The sequence below is a fragment of the Massilia sp. Se16.2.3 genome, assembly GCF_014171595.1.
Taxonomy (GTDB): domain Bacteria; phylum Pseudomonadota; class Gammaproteobacteria; order Burkholderiales; family Burkholderiaceae_D; genus Telluria.
Genome location: NZ_CP050451.1, coordinates 2,105,156 through 2,119,267, shown reverse-complemented (window position 1 = coordinate 2,119,267; position 14,112 = coordinate 2,105,156). Strand labels below are relative to the sequence as shown.

The window sequence follows — 14,112 nt, the reverse complement described above, 5'->3', positions numbered from 1 at the left end:
GGGTGATGACGCTTCTTTTTTCATCCATGCTGAACGTTTGCGAGAACGCATTTTGATTTCGAAAAATAACCTCATCCGCACGCTGCTGGCCGCAAGCCTGTTCGGGCCGGCCCTGGGCGTCCTGGCAGCCGATGCCGACACGCCAGTCCCGACCGTGCACGTCAACGGCGCGCGCCAGATCCCGATCGCCGATTTCTTCAAGAAACCCCAGTTCGGCGGCCAGCCTATCCTGTCGCCGGACGGCAAGAACATGGCCGTGCTGACCCCGCGTAACGGCCGCTTCGTGCTCGCCGTGATCGACCTGGCGACGCGCCAGCCGAAGGTGGTCGCGTCCGACCCGGACTGGAACATCAGCTCGCCCATGTGGGTCAACAACAACCGCCTGGTCTTCGGCATCAGCAAGGGCAGCGACGAAACGATGGAGAACAACGACGGCGGCGGCGGCCTCTACGCCGTCGACCGCGACGGCAGCCACTTCCGCAAGCTGAGCGCCAGCCTGCAGGAAGCGCGCGCCGCCAACGTGCCGTTCAAGCCGGTCAGCGTGCTCCAGCGCGCGGGCGGCGACAGCAACGACCTCTTCGTCGTCGACAATGCGCGCGGCCGCGATGCCGCGGTCGGCGCCACCGACCTGTTCCGTCTCGACACCGGCACCGGCCGCCGCAGCCTGCTCACCTTCGACAATCCCGGCAATGTGAACGAATGGGTGCTCGACCATGCCAACGTGGTACGCGTGGGCACGGCGCTGACCGTCGAAGCGGGCACCAAGCGCCTCATCCAGACCGTGTTCTACCGCGATGGCGACAAGTCGGCCTGGAAGCCTATCCATACTGCCTACGTCAACGAAGGCAAGGACATGTCCGTGCTGGGCTTCGATTTCGACAACAAGACGATGCTGGTGGCCGGCCGTTTCGACGGGCGCGACAAGTCGGCGGTGTACGTCTGGGATTTCGCCAACGGCAAGCCCGGCGAACTGGTAGCCGAGCATCCGACCGTCGACATCACCGGCGAGCTGCTGTATGACGAGCCGCGCAAGAAAATCATCGGCATCGGCTTCGAGAGCATGATCCAGGAGAAGTATTATTTCGACGCGGACTACGCGAAGATGCAGGCCACGCTCGACGCCAGCCTGCCTGGACAGCAGGTCAGCTTCTCCTGGCGCGGCGACCACGTGGTGGCGGTGGCGTACAGCGCCGCCCAGCCCGGCCAGATCTACTTCTTCGATACCGCGAAAAAAGTACTCGAGCCGGTGTTCAGCATGATGCCCCAGTTCGATAACAAGACACTGGCGGCGCAGACCGTGATCAACTACGCGGCACGCGACGGGCTCAACATCCCGGCCTACCTGACCCTGCCGCAGGGCCAGGCAGCCAAGGGGTTGCCGCTGGTCGCCTACATCCACGGCGGCCCGCATGCGCGCGACCACGCCGGCTTCGACCCGACGACGCAGATGCTGGCCTCGCGCGGCTATGCCGTGCTGCAGCCGCAGTTCCGCATGTCGACCGGCTTCGGCTGGAAGCACTTCACGGCCGGCTGGAAACAGTGGGGCATGGCGATGCAGGACGACATCACCGATGGCGTGGCCGCGCTGGTCAAGCAGGGCATCGTCGACCCCAACCGGGTCTGCATCATCGGCGCCAGCTACGGCGGCTATGCCACCATGTACGGCCTGGCGAAAGACCCTGACCTGTACAAGTGCGGCGTGAACTGGGTGGGCGTGACCGACATCAGCCTGCTGTTCTCGGTCAGCTATTCGGACACCAGCAACTCGCCGGTCATGGACGACCTGGGCGTACGCATGCACGGCGATCCGAAGCTTGATCAGGCCTACATGAAGGAACGCTCGGCGCTGGAAAACGTCGGCAAGATCAAGGCGCCGGTGCTGATGGCCTACGGCAGCGAAGACGTGCGCGTGCCCCTGGTCCACGGCGAACGCATGCGCGACCTGCTGCGCAAGAAGGGCAACGAAGTCGAGTGGATGGTCATGACGGGCGAAGGCCACGGCTGGGCCAAGGAAAGCAACCGCATCAAGTTCGGTGAGGCGATGATGAGTTTTATCGACCGGCATATCGGGCCGGAGGCGGTGGCGAAGAAGAAGTAATTTCTTCGCACGTCCTCACCAGGCGAAAAAAATCCGTCCGGGCTGGCTGGCCCGGACGGATTTTTTGTTTGCGGCCGAGACAGTTGAAGATGGACGGACTTCGAATCCTCAGACCCATGACAACACGCTAAGTCCGGACCCCAGACCTGCCGCGATGTCAAAAAAACGGCAGAGCCTGTGTCCGAATGTCAGACCTGACAACGGCTTACCCTAACGCGAATCCTTTACAAAGTCGATACGTGGGTCTGTGTCAGGGTCGCCGCAATAGAAGGCAAGTGATTTCGATTCTCCTTCGACCAACAAGAACATGCGTATTGCGTAGGGCAACGAACCCTTTAATTGCACGCTCTTCTCGAAAACGAAATCGACAACCTCGAGTCCGTTTGTCGACTTGCTCAACTTCCAGTTTCCAGTTCCGTCGACACCTGCTTCCAAAGCTGGATGGACAGGGGGCAGTATCTCAGCGGGGAGGTTCACCGCTTTGAATAGACCGTTTTTTTCCAAAATCAACTTTGCAAGAGACACACTTGTATTCGCTTTGCACGCCGATTCCCTGCCTTGCATACTCCAGCTACCTAATAGCTGCTTTTCTTCAGTCGGCCTATTCCCGCATGAGACGAGAAGGAAACAAAGTGAACAAATAAATAGCCCCATGCGAGCAATATTCATCATTTCCTCGTCCCTCCAATTTTTTCGTGAAGAATGATTGTTTGCGAAGTCTTGGACAATGGGCCGTCAGCGAACGTTCTGTTTAGTGGCTTCCCAATGTTATCGCTCCACCATTTCGTATAACCGACTACTGGCGGGTGCGTTGCCGATTCGATCGTCGATCAGATATGAAACCGCTCTGTGCGGCAGAGCCCGCGTACAAATGTCAGACCCAACACCGTTAAGTGTCGTGGCACCGTCGCGTGCCGTGATACCGCTACGCACGTGACTGTCTGGATATTTTTTGACCGTTCCTGAACTTTCTTCCCTTCAATGTTTGAACCATCACCTCTTGAAGGTCAGGTCGAAAGAGTCAAAGCCCTGCTCACTAACTAGCAGGCGTACACTTGTATTGGAGTCAAAATATAGCTCCAACCCGCCATTCTTATCGGGCTTTACATCCTCAATGCATTGGCCTATGAGCGCGATTAGATGTATCGCACCGATTCGAAATCCATTTAAATCATTATCTTTTCGGATTGTAAGGGCTCCCCACTCCCCTGCGGCCTCATAGCCTTCCTCTATGTCAACATTTGCACTGTCAGAAAACTCGCCTTTTTCCGATAATGGATATTTAACGAATTTCAACGAAATACAGTCAATTGCAACGAGAACAGAAGTAAGCTGCTGTCCAACTAGTCGGCGCGTGACATCAGAGTTGTGTGCACTATTCATGATTTGGCTTTGGTATTTCGAGGGGACAATGGGGTCAGGACAAGGGACAATGGGGTCAGGTCTGACATTCGGACACAGGCTCAGCCTTTGCTGTGATTTCGATATCGAACGCAGAAGGGCCGACGTTGCAACTTGTCTTCAACCTTTAGAGTTGATCTGCTGCTCCGTACGGTGCAAAGCTGAACGCCAAAGCCGAGGTCGTGTCCGAATGTCAGACCTGACCCCAGCATTGCGCAGGTAAAAAAAAGCCGTTCAGCTCACGCTAAACGGCTTTTTTGACGAAGTGCTGTGATTACTTCGCGTTCATCAGCGCCACAGTGGTATCGAGCATGCGGTTCGAGAAGCCCCACTCGTTGTCGTACCACGACGAGACTTTCACCAGGCGGCCCGAGACTTTCGTCAGGGTCGAATCGAAGTTCGACGACGCCGGGTTGTGGTTGAAGTCGACCGAGACCAGCGGTTCGGTTTGATAGGTCAGCACGCCTTTCAGTGCGCCTTCCGATGCAGCCTTCATGATCTGGTTGACTTCATCGACCGTGGTGTCGCGCTTGGCGATGAAGGTCAGGTCGACGATCGAGACGTTGATGGTCGGGACGCGGATGGCGAAGCCGTCGAGCTTGCCGTTCAGCTCAGGCAGCACCAGGCCGACGGCTGCAGCGGCGCCGGTCTTGGTCGGGATCATCGACTGGGTGGCCGAACGGGCGCGGCGCAGGTCTTCGTGCATCACGTCGGTCAGCACCTGGTCGTTGGTGTAGGCGTGCACCGTGGTCATCAGGCCGGTTTCCAGGCCGATGGCTTCGTTCAGCGGCTTGACCAGCGGGGCCAGGCAGTTGGTGGTGCAGGAAGCGTTCGAGATGACGGTGTCGCTGGCCTTCAGGACGTCCTGGTTGACGCCGTAGACGATGGTTGCGTCGACATCCTTGCCGCCTGGTGCCGAGATGATGACCTTCTTGGCGCCGCCCTTCAGGTGGGCCGAGGCCTTTTCCTTGGTGGTGAAGAAGCCGGTGCATTCCAGCACGACGTCCACGCCGAGCTCGCCCCATGGGATCTCTGCAGGGTTGCGCTGCGCGAACACGCGGATCGGGTCGCCGTTGACGATCATGTTGTCGCCTTCGACGGTCACGGTGCCCGGGAACTTGCCGTGGGCGGTGTCGTAACGGGTCAGGTGGGCGTTCGATTCGGCATTGCCGAGGTCGTTGATCGCGACGATCTGGATGTCCTGCTTCTTGCCGCCTTCGTAGAAAGCACGCAGGATGTTGCGGCCGATGCGGCCGTAGCCGTTGATGGCAACCTTGATGGTCATACTTTTTGCTCCTGATTAAAAAAAACCGTTAGCAGGTAGGTGCATCCAAAGGCAAGCGGTGACACGGTGCATGCGATCGTTGGACGCATAGGCGGGGGACCCGCCTATCCTACGTCGTATATTTTTAGCCCGCGATCACAGCCTTGGCCTTGGCCACGACGTTCTCGACGGTGAAGCCGAAGTGCTTGAACAACACCGGTGCCGGTGCCGACTCGCCGAAGGTGTCGATGCCGACGACGGCGCCTTCCAGGCCGACGTACTTGTACCAGAAGTCGGTGACGCCAGCCTCGATGGCAACACGCGGTACGCCGCGGGTCAACACTTGCGCTTTGTAGCTCGCCTCCTGGCGCTCGAAGACGTCGGTCGACGGCATCGAGACCACGCGCGCGGCCACGCCTTCGCCGGCCAGCGCATCGGCCGCCTTCATCGCCAGTTCGACTTCGGAACCGGTGGCGATCAGGATGACTTTTGCGTCAGCGGCATCGCGCAGCACGTAGCCGCCCTTGGCAACGTTGGCCACGGTAGCGGCGTCGCGTTCCATGAACGGCAGGTTCTGGCGCGAGAAGATCAGGGTCGACGGGCCGTCCTTGCGCGCAACAGCCGCGCCCCAGGCCACTTGCGATTCGACCGTGTCGCATGGACGCCAGTTGTCCAGGTTCGGGATCAGGCGCAGCGAGGACACGTGCTCGACCGACTGGTGGGTCGGGCCGTCTTCGCCCAGGCCGATCGAGTCGTGGGTGAATACGAAGAGCGAGCGGATCTTCATCAGGGCGGCCATGCGCAGGGCGTTGCGGCTGTAGTCCGAGAAGGTGAGGAAGGTCGCGCCGAACGGGATGAAACCGCCGTGCAGGGCGACGCCATTCTGGATCGCGGCCATGCCGAATTCGCGCACGCCATAGTTGATGTGGTTACCCGGGATGCCCGAACGCACGGCCACGCACTCTTTCCAGTTGGTCAAGTTCGAGCCGGTCAGGTCGGCCGAGCCGCCCAGGAATTCCGGCAGGATCGGCGCCAGCGCCTGGATCGCGTTCTGCGAGGCCTTGCGGGTGGCGATGGTTTCCTTTTTGTCGATGCAAGTGGCAATCGCCGCGTCCAGCGTCTGCTGGAAGTTACCCGGCAGTTCGCCCTTCATGCGGCGCGTCAGTTCGGAAGCCAGTTCCGGATGCTTGGCTGCGTACTCGGCGAACATCGTGTTCCATTCGCCTTCATACTCCGCACCGCGTGCCTTCGCGTCCCAGGCTTCGTAGATTTCGCCAGGAATGTCGAACGGGATCGCGTCCCACACCAGGTGCTGGCGCACGGCCGCGATTTCCTTGTCGCCCAGCGGCGCGCCGTGGACTTTATCGCCGCCTTCCAGGTTCGGGGCGCCCTTGCCGATAATGGTCTTGCAGCAGATCAGGGTTGGACGGTCCGACTCTTTCGCCTGCGCGATGGCGGCGGAGACGGCGGCGACATTGTGGCCGTCGACCTTCGGGATCACGTTCCAGCCATAGGCTTCGAAGCGCTTCTGGGTGTCGTCGGTAAACCAGCCTTCGACGCGGCCGTCGATCGAGATGCCGTTGTCGTCGTACAGCCAGATCAGCTTGTTCAGGCGCAGGGTACCGGCCAGCGAGGCCACTTCGTGCGAGATGCCTTCCATCAGGCAGCCGTCGCCGAGGAAGGCGTAGGTGTAGTGGTCCACCACGTCGTAGCCCGGACGGTTGAATTCATAGCCCAGCAGCCATTCGGCCAGCGCCATGCCCACCGAGTTGGCGATGCCCTGTCCCAGCGGGCCGGTGGTCGTTTCCACGCCCGGGGTGATGCCCACTTCCGGGTGGCCCGCGGTCTTCGAGTGCAGCTGGCGGAAGTCGCGCAGGTCGTCCATGGTCAGCGCGTAACCGGCCAGGTGCAGCATCGCATAGTGCAGCATCGAACCGTGGCCGTTCGACAGCAGGAAGCGGTCGCGGTTGAACCATCCCGGATTGGCGGGGTTGTGGCGGTAATGCTTGTCCCACAGCGCGACGCCGATCTCCGCCATGCCCATTGGCATGCCAGGGTGACCCGAGTTGGCTTTTTGGACAGCGTCCATCGCCAGCGCGCGGATCGCGTTGGCCATCAAGGTGGTGGTTTGCGTAGATTTCATGGGTGCAGGAGTCTGGATTGGAAAGCGACAGGCGGTACGGCTGGCCGTAGCCCGTTATTTTACCAGAGTGACATGCTGCCGAATTAAAATGCAGTTTTCGCGTTCGCAGTTTATTTGCATTTCGTTATCAGGAGCCGCATGCCCCGCTTTTACTGTCCCCAGCCGCTCGCCAGCGGCGCCACCGTCGACCTGCCGGAATCGGTTGCCCATCACTTGCACGTGGTGCGGATGCAGCCGGGCGATGCGCTGACCCTGTTCGACGGCCGCGGCGGCCAGTACGTGGCCAGTCTCAGCGAGATCGGCAAGCGCCGCGCCAGTGCCCTAATCAAGGAACACGAACCGGTCGAGGTCGAACTCCCCTATTCCCTCACCCTGGCCCAGGGCCTGCCGGAGGGAAGCAAGATGGACTGGATCATCGAAAAAGCGGTGGAACTCGGCGTGGCCGCGGTGCAGCCGCTGGCGGCCCCAGCGCAGCGTGGTGCGCCTGTCCGGCGAGCGCGCGGAAAAGCGCCACCTGCACTGGCAGGGCGTGATCGTCGCCGCCGCCGAGCAGAGCGGGCGCAACCGCCTGGCGCAGCTGTCGCCGGTCGCCGACCTGAAACCCTGGCTGGCGACGGCCTCCACTTCGCCGCGCATCCTGCTCAGCCCGCGGGCGACGCAGTCGCTGGCGGGATGGGCGCAATCGAACGCGCCGCGGGACCTGACCCTGCTGGTCGGCCCCGAAGGCGGTTTTACGCGGGAGGAAGAAGACGCGGCGCTGGCGGCCGGGGCGCTGGCCTTGTCGATGGTCCGCGCGTGCTGCGCACGGAAACGGCGGCGCTGGCGGCGATGGCGGTGCTGGGTGGCGCCTGGGGGGCGATGTAGGCAGAGCCGGCGCAAGGACGTAAAAAGCCCCGGGACGGAAGGCTCCGCCCGGGGCTTTTTTGAACCAGCGGCATTGCTGCCGCTGTGCGCATCGACTGTTTAGAACTGGTAAGCCAGGCCCAGGCTGAAGAAGCGACCGACAGCGCCTGCCTGGTGCAGCGAAGCGTTGTACGAGGTTTGCGCATTGGCGTTGCCGTAGGTGGCGACGTCATACGGTGGCTCGCGGTCGAACAGGTTCAGCACGGCAGCGCGCAAGGTCAGGTTGTCGCTGAGCTTGTACTGCACGTTCAGGTTGGTCGTGGTGAACGAGGCCACATCGCAGAAGCCCAGCGGCTGGCCGCCTGGAATACGTGCGAAGTAGCTACGGCCACCGACGTCGCCTGCGCTCGACGAGCAGCTGGTGCCGCCCACCGACGGATCCAGGGTCGAGAAGCCGCTCGTGTAGTTCACGGTGGTGGTCACGTCCAGTGGGCCGCGGTTCCAGCCGAGGGTGAACTGGGCACGGTTCTTCGGATTACCCGTTGCGCCGCCGACCACCGACGGGCCCTGGGTGCCCGCCAGCTGGAAGGTGGTGCCGGCCACTTCGCTCTCGTAGCCGAAGGTATGGGCCGCGGTCAGGTTGGCCGACAGGGTACCCATGTCGTTGGCCAGGCGCCACTTGTAGCGCACGTCCGCTTCGATACCGTGGGTCTTGGTGCTGCCCGCGTTGATGTATGGCGACGCTGCATACAGGATCGGGCCGACGGCCGGCGTGCCAAGCACGGTCTCGTCGCCGTTGCCGGTTGCTACCTGGGTCGGAACAGCTGCACCACGGATCCAGGTCGGAACGAAGGTCGGGTCGTTACCGGCACGGGTCACGATCAGGTTCTTCACCTCGATGTTGTAATAGTCCAGCGACATGTTGAGGCCGCGGACCGGCTCGAGGATCAGGCCCAGGGTGTACGACTTCGACTTTTCAGGCTCCAGGTTCTGGCTGGTGGTCTGGACGTAAGGCGGGTTGATGTCGCACTGCAGTGGGACGTCGCCAGGGCGGGTGCCAGTGCCGTCGGCGCACAGGATCGGATCGTCGATATTGTTGAAGGTGAAGAACGAACCGGCATTGCCGACTTCAGCTGGATTCGGCGCACGGAAGCCACGGGCGAAGGTGCCGCGCACACCGATCTGCTGCAGCGGGCTCCACTTGAAACCTGCCGACGGCGTGAACGAATTGCCGTAGGTATCGAAATGGTCGTAGCGGCCCGAGGCGGTGACTTCGAGGTTCTTGATCGGGTTCGCTTGCAGCTGCGCGAACACCGCCGAGTTGGTCTCGTCGCCAATCGTGAACGGCGAGGTACTGGCGACCAGACCGTTGGCGGTCAGGCTCGACGGCGGCGCGTTCTGCTTGCGCTCGTGCCAGTGGACACCTGCCGCGATGGCCAGAGGACCTGCGCCCAATTGCATCAGTTCGCGCGTACCGATCAGGTCGGCGTAGTTGAGGGTCGAGGTCAGCGTGTTGCTGAAGTTCGGCGACACTTGCGCGATCAGGGCCGGCGAGTTATTGCCCAGGACGTTCCAGGTGCCATTGTTGATGGCGTTGTACAGTGCCGGACGGTTGACATAGCCAAGGTATTCGACCTCGGTCTTGACGCGGGTAGCGCCGATGCCAGCGTCGATGTCCCAGCCGAGGGCACGGCCCTTCAGGTCGACGGCGAAGCGGGTGGAGGTGCTGGTGTTGTCCGAGGTACGTTCCGTAGCGATGCCCGGAATGTAGCCGTACAGCGAGGCTTCGCCACCGGTGCTGTTGATTACGTTGGCGCCGACGGGGGCACCTGGTGCGAAGCGGGTGTTCGGGATGGCGTTGACGCCGCCGGTCAACACACCGTTGATCAGGGTGGTGTTGCCGTTGAACGAGTTCGGCGAGTAGGTCAGCGGCACGCCACGGTTGTTCAGGCTGTCGCGCTTGAACAGCGACCCCTTGAAGGCGATTTGCCAGTCGTCGCTCAGCTTTTTCGTCATGCCGATCATGACGTTGACGTTTTCGGTCGGCGGCTGGATGAAGGTGACTTCGTCGCGGATGGCGCAGCCGCCGGCGCGGTACAGGGTGTAGTTACACTTCGGGTCCAGGAACTGGAAGTTCGCCGGGTTGGTCGCGCCGCCGGCGCCCTGGGTATTGAACAGGAAGGGGCTGTTCGCTGCCACCAGGCCATTGTTCAAGTTGGTCGGCACGCCCAGGGTCAGGTTGTTGCCGCCGCGCGAACGCCAGTCGCGGTTGGCCCAGCCGAACTGGTCGCGATCGGCCACCATGATCGGGTTCTGCTTGCGCCATTCGGCGGTGATGAAGGCGTTGTAGCCGTCAGTGTCGAGGTCGCCGATGCCGGTGCTGGCCGAGGCACGCTTGGTCTGGCCACCGCCATGCTGGGTGGTGCCGACTTCGGCGCTCACTCGGGTACCCGTCAGGTTTTTCTTCAGCTTGATGTTGACCACGCCGGCGATCGCGTCCGAGCCGTAGGTCGCCGAAGCGCCGGCTTTCAGGACTTCGATCGATTCAATGGCATCGAAAGGAATCGAGGAAACGTCGACGAAGGAACGCTGCGAGTCGTCCGACAGCGGATAAGGTGCCATGCGACGGCCGTCGATCAGCACCAGGGTGGCGCCGACGGTCAGGCCGCGCAGCGAGACGCCCGATGCGCCGTTGGCGAACGCGCCCGAGAAGCCGGTGCCCAGGGTACCGGCGCCGTTGGCTGCCAGGTCGGTCAGCAGTTCGGCGACCGAGGTCTTGCCGCTCTTCTGGATATCGGCCGCGCTCAGTACCTGCACCGGAGCCGGTGTTTCCGTGTCGGTACGGCTGATCAGCGAACCGGTCACGACCACGCGTTGCATCGCGGGCGTTTCCTGCTGCTGGGCCATTGCTGGGCTCATGCCTGCGAGTGCGCCGGTAGCAACCAGGAACGCGATCGCGTGCGGCATCGACTTCAACTTAAACGTCATCAACTTCTCCTTCTGGGCTTTTCTAAAGTGGTGGTTTTTTTCATCCAGTCCTTGCGCCGGTTGGGCAAGGCCTGCTGTCTCTCTCAACCATGACGCGCCTTGCGGCGCGGCGTGTCCAGCAACGTCGAAACGCGCGGGGCCCTTCTTTTCAGGATGCTTTGGTATAGCGTTCGAAGAACTGTTACGACTGCTTTTTGCAGCTTTGTATGCTTAATATTTCCCGGTACCCGTGGGGTTAGCACGGCCACGCTCAATTAATGCTTGAAACAAATCAAACATTATCCGAATGGACACATAAAACCATACGAAAAGTCCAAGTGTCAACAAAACGCGACAGGGCAAATGCGTAGAAACAACAGTCTGTACAAAGCTCCGCAACATGCTGCTCTGCACAAAATTGCTGAGCATAAATTATTGGTTCTATCGCGACACACCAAAGAATCGACGGCGACACTGCTTTTGAGTCGAAAAATATTTCGCTTTAAAGAAGAAAGTTAAGCTTTTTTTATCTTCACGCAATGCAGCATATCGCGCGTTCCCAGCACACGCTGACGCGCTTTCCACTCTGTCCCTCTTATGCATTTTGAATAGTGGAAATTTAACGAAGCAAAGCCAGAGTGACAAATGGTAGGGAACGGCCGAGGCGTTTTTCCGGTCGTGCGGCGCCGATCCGCCGTCCTGTACCCGGCGATGCCTTATACTTGCGCATTACACCGATTCGCCCGCCCCTGCGCGCGGCGCACTTCCCGAATAGTCATGCTGCGAATTAACGAACTCAAGCTCCCGCTCGACCACCCCGACCACGCCCTGCGCGACGCCATCCTCGCGCGCCTGGGCATCGATGCCGCCGACCTGGTGGATTTCAATGTCTTCAAACGCAGCTACGATGCGCGCAAGAAGGCGGCCATCGTCCTGATCTATGCGATCGACGTCGAAGTCCGCAACGAGGCCGCGGTACTCAAGCGCCTGAAGAACGATCAATACGTGCTGCCCTCGCCCGACACCGGCTACAAATTCGTCGACGCGGCCCGCCCGCCCGCCGGTACGCCGCGGCCGATTGTCGTCGGCACCGGTCCCTGCGGCCTGTTCGTCGCGCTGATCCTGGCCCAGATGGGACTCAATCCGCTGGTGCTGGAACGGGGCAAAGTCGTGCGCGAGCGTACCGTCGACACCTTCGGTTTCTGGCGCAAGCGCGAACTGAACACCGAGTCGAACGTGCAGTTCGGCGAAGGCGGCGCCGGCACCTTCTCCGACGGCAAGCTCTACAGCCAGATCAAGGACCCGAAGCATTACGGCCGCAAGGTGCTGACCGAGTTCGTGAAGTCGGGCGCGCCCGAAGAGATCATGTATGTCAGCAAACCGCACATCGGCACCTTCCGCCTGGTCAAGATGGTGGAGCAGATGCGCGCCGAGATCCTGTCGCTGGGCGGCGAGATCCGTTTCCAGACCCGCGTTGCCGACGTGCTGGTCGAGGAAAAGGGCGGCGTGCGCGAAGTGGCCGGCGTCGTGCTGGCCGATGGCGAGCGCATTCCGACCCGCCACCTGGTGATGGCGATCGGCCACAGCGCGCGCGACACCTTCGAGATGCTGTATGAACGCGGGGTCTACATCGAAGCCAAGCCCTTCTCGATCGGCTTCCGGGTCGAGCACCCGCAGTCGCTGATCGACGTCTGCCGCTTCGGGCCGAACGCCGGCAACAAGATTCTGGGCGCGGCCGACTACAAGATCGTGCACCATGCCGCCAACGGCCGTTCCGTCTACAGCTTCTGCATGTGCCCGGGCGGCACCGTGGTGGCCGCGTCGAGCGAGGAAGGCCGCGTGGTCACCAACGGCATGAGCCAGTACTCGCGTAACGAACGCAATGCCAACAGCGCCATCGTGGTCGGCATCACGCCAAGCGATTATCCGGGCCACCCGCTGGCCGGCATCGCCTTCCAGCGCGAGCTCGAATCCCGTGCCTACGTCCTGGGCGGCAGCAACTACGATGCGCCAGGCCAGTTGATGGGCGACTTCGTGCGCGGGGTGCCGTCGAAACAATTCGGTTCGGTGATCCCGTCGTTCAAGCCGGCCGTGCACCTGACCGACCTGGCACCTTCGCTGCCCGAATACGCGATCAGCGCCATGCGCGAAGCCTTCGTCGCCTTCGACAAGCAGATCAAGGGCTACTACAAGGAAGACGCCGTGCTGACCGGCGTCGAGACGCGCACCTCCTCGCCGATCCGCATCAAGCGCCGCGACGACGACCTGCAAAGCCTGAACACGCGCGGCCTGTTCCCGGCCGGCGAAGGCGCGGGCTACGCCGGCGGCATCATGTCGGCGGCCGTCGACGGCATCCGCGTGGCCGAAGCCGTGGCGCTGGCGATGGGGGCGGACGTCCTCGTGCCGCAGGACTGATCCTTGCAGTCCGCCGGCGCCCAGAGCACCGCCGCCCCGCTGCTGCCGGGGCTGGCGATTCTCGGTTCCATGGTGTCGGTGAACATCGGCGCCGCCTTTGCCAAGACCCTGTTCCCCCTGGTCGGCAGCGCCGGCGTCACCGCCCTGCGCGTCGGGCTCGCGGCCTGCCTGCTGGCGGCATTTTGGCGTCCCTGGCGCGTGCGCCCTGCGCGCGCGGATGCGTTCAACCTGCTCGTCTACGGCCTCATGCTCGGCTGCATGAACCTGACCATCTACGCGGCCTTTGCCCGCATTCCGATCGGCGTGGCGATCGCCATCGAGGTCACCGGCCCGCTGGCGCTGGTGCTGCTGTCCTCACGCCGCCCCCGCGACGTCGCCTGGGTGGCCTGCGCCGCCGTCGGCCTGTGGCTGCTGCTGCCGCTGCGCGCCGGCGTGGCCGGCCTGGATCCGATCGGTGTGGCCTGGGCGCTCGCCGCCGCCGTCTGCTGGGCGATGTACATCGTGTTCGGCAAGCGCGTGTCGACCCTGCGCGGCGGCCACGCGGTGGCCTGGGGCATGCTGGTGGCGTCCTGCCTCGCCGTGCCGGTCGGCCTCGCGCAAGCCGGCAGTGTGCTGTTGACGCCAGACGTGCTGGCCATCGGCCTGGCGGTGGCTGTGCTGTCGAGCATCCTGCCGTATTCGCTCGAGATGATGGCGCTGGCGCGCCTGCCGCGCCGCGTATTCGGCATCCTGGTCAGCGCCGGGCCGGCCATTGGTGCGCTGGCCGGTTGGACCGTGCTGGGCGAAATGCTCACGACCGTGCAATGGCTGGCGATTGGCTTGATCATCGTGGCCACGGCGGGGAGTGCGGCGACGGCGGGACGGGCTTGAATCGCTTGCGCGGCAGTATCCGCGCTGGTTGAACGCGTGGACGGCTTTCAGGGTGCGGGCCGATCGTATACCCTGGTGGAGCCGTCCACCCTACGCCCTCCGGCATACAGC

8 protein-coding genes and 1 pseudogene are annotated in these 14,112 nt (G+C 62.3%); 4 read left to right on the top strand and 5 right to left on the bottom strand.

Features of this window, described 5'->3' with window-relative positions; translation table 11 throughout:
• Nucleotides 1-52: 52 nt before the first annotated feature.
• Nucleotides 53-2,098, top strand: coding sequence for a S9 family peptidase (locus tag G4G31_RS09795; RefSeq protein ID WP_182991264.1), 2,046 nt, complete (start codon nucleotides 53-55; stop codon nucleotides 2,096-2,098).
• A 210-nt stretch (nucleotides 2,099-2,308) separates the two neighbouring features.
• On the opposite strand, the gene G4G31_RS09790 is transcribed toward G4G31_RS09795, so the two are convergent.
• The 4 genes from G4G31_RS09790 to tkt form a co-directional block, all read right to left on the bottom strand.
• On the bottom strand, nucleotides 2,309-2,767 hold the full coding sequence (locus G4G31_RS09790; RefSeq protein ID WP_182991263.1) for a hypothetical protein: 459 nt from the start codon (nucleotides 2,765-2,767) through the stop codon (nucleotides 2,309-2,311).
• Nucleotides 2,768-3,091: 324 nt separating this feature from the next.
• On the bottom strand, nucleotides 3,092-3,481 hold the full coding sequence (locus G4G31_RS09785) for a hypothetical protein (RefSeq protein ID WP_182991262.1): 390 nt from the start codon (nucleotides 3,479-3,481) through the stop codon (nucleotides 3,092-3,094).
• Nucleotides 3,482-3,773: 292 nt separating this feature from the next.
• A complete protein-coding gene (gap, locus tag G4G31_RS09780; RefSeq protein ID WP_182991261.1) occupies nucleotides 3,774-4,784 on the bottom strand; it encodes a type I glyceraldehyde-3-phosphate dehydrogenase in 1,011 nt (336 codons plus the stop codon).
• A 124-nt stretch (nucleotides 4,785-4,908) separates the two neighbouring features.
• Nucleotides 4,909-6,906 (bottom strand): transketolase, encoded by a 1,998-nt coding sequence (tkt, locus tag G4G31_RS09775; protein WP_182991260.1) that lies wholly within the window; start codon nucleotides 6,904-6,906, stop codon nucleotides 4,909-4,911.
• Between the two features lie 138 nt (nucleotides 6,907-7,044).
• Here tkt and G4G31_RS09770 point away from each other — a divergent pair.
• A pseudogene (locus G4G31_RS09770) lies at nucleotides 7,045-7,770 on the top strand (16S rRNA (uracil(1498)-N(3))-methyltransferase).
• Between the two features lie 99 nt (nucleotides 7,771-7,869).
• Here the strand turns inward: G4G31_RS09770 and G4G31_RS09765 are convergent.
• The gene (locus G4G31_RS09765) at nucleotides 7,870-10,737 is read right to left on the bottom strand and encodes a TonB-dependent receptor (RefSeq protein WP_182991259.1); all 2,868 of its coding nucleotides are present in this window, start codon (nucleotides 10,735-10,737) and stop codon (nucleotides 7,870-7,872) included.
• Nucleotides 10,738-11,493: 756 nt separating this feature from the next.
• Here G4G31_RS09765 and G4G31_RS09760 point away from each other — a divergent pair.
• Nucleotides 11,494-13,131, top strand: coding sequence for an NAD(P)/FAD-dependent oxidoreductase (locus G4G31_RS09760; RefSeq protein ID WP_182991258.1), 1,638 nt, complete (start codon nucleotides 11,494-11,496; stop codon nucleotides 13,129-13,131).
• A gap of 3 nt (nucleotides 13,132-13,134) precedes the next feature.
• Nucleotides 13,135-14,001 (top strand): EamA family transporter, encoded by an 867-nt coding sequence (locus tag G4G31_RS09755; protein ID WP_374011289.1) that lies wholly within the window; start codon nucleotides 13,135-13,137, stop codon nucleotides 13,999-14,001.
• Nucleotides 14,002-14,112: the final 111 nt, after the last annotated feature.

Excerpts from the sequence above, each read along its gene's own strand:
- G4G31_RS09765 (WP_182991259.1), bottom strand. The coding sequence starts at position 10,737 with ATGACGTTTAAGTTGAAGTCGATGCCGCACGCGATCGCGTTCCTGGTT.
- G4G31_RS09790 (WP_182991263.1), bottom strand. The coding sequence starts at position 2,767 with ATGAATATTGCTCGCATGGGGCTATTTATTTGTTCACTTTGTTTCCTT.
- gap (WP_182991261.1), bottom strand. The coding sequence starts at position 4,784 with ATGACCATCAAGGTTGCCATCAACGGCTACGGCCGCATCGGCCGCAAC.
- tkt (WP_182991260.1), bottom strand. The coding sequence starts at position 6,906 with ATGAAATCTACGCAAACCACCACCTTGATGGCCAACGCGATCCGCGCG.
- G4G31_RS09760 (WP_182991258.1), top strand. The coding sequence starts at position 11,494 with ATGCTGCGAATTAACGAACTCAAGCTCCCGCTCGACCACCCCGACCAC.
- G4G31_RS09785 (WP_182991262.1), bottom strand. The coding sequence starts at position 3,481 with ATGAATAGTGCACACAACTCTGATGTCACGCGCCGACTAGTTGGACAG.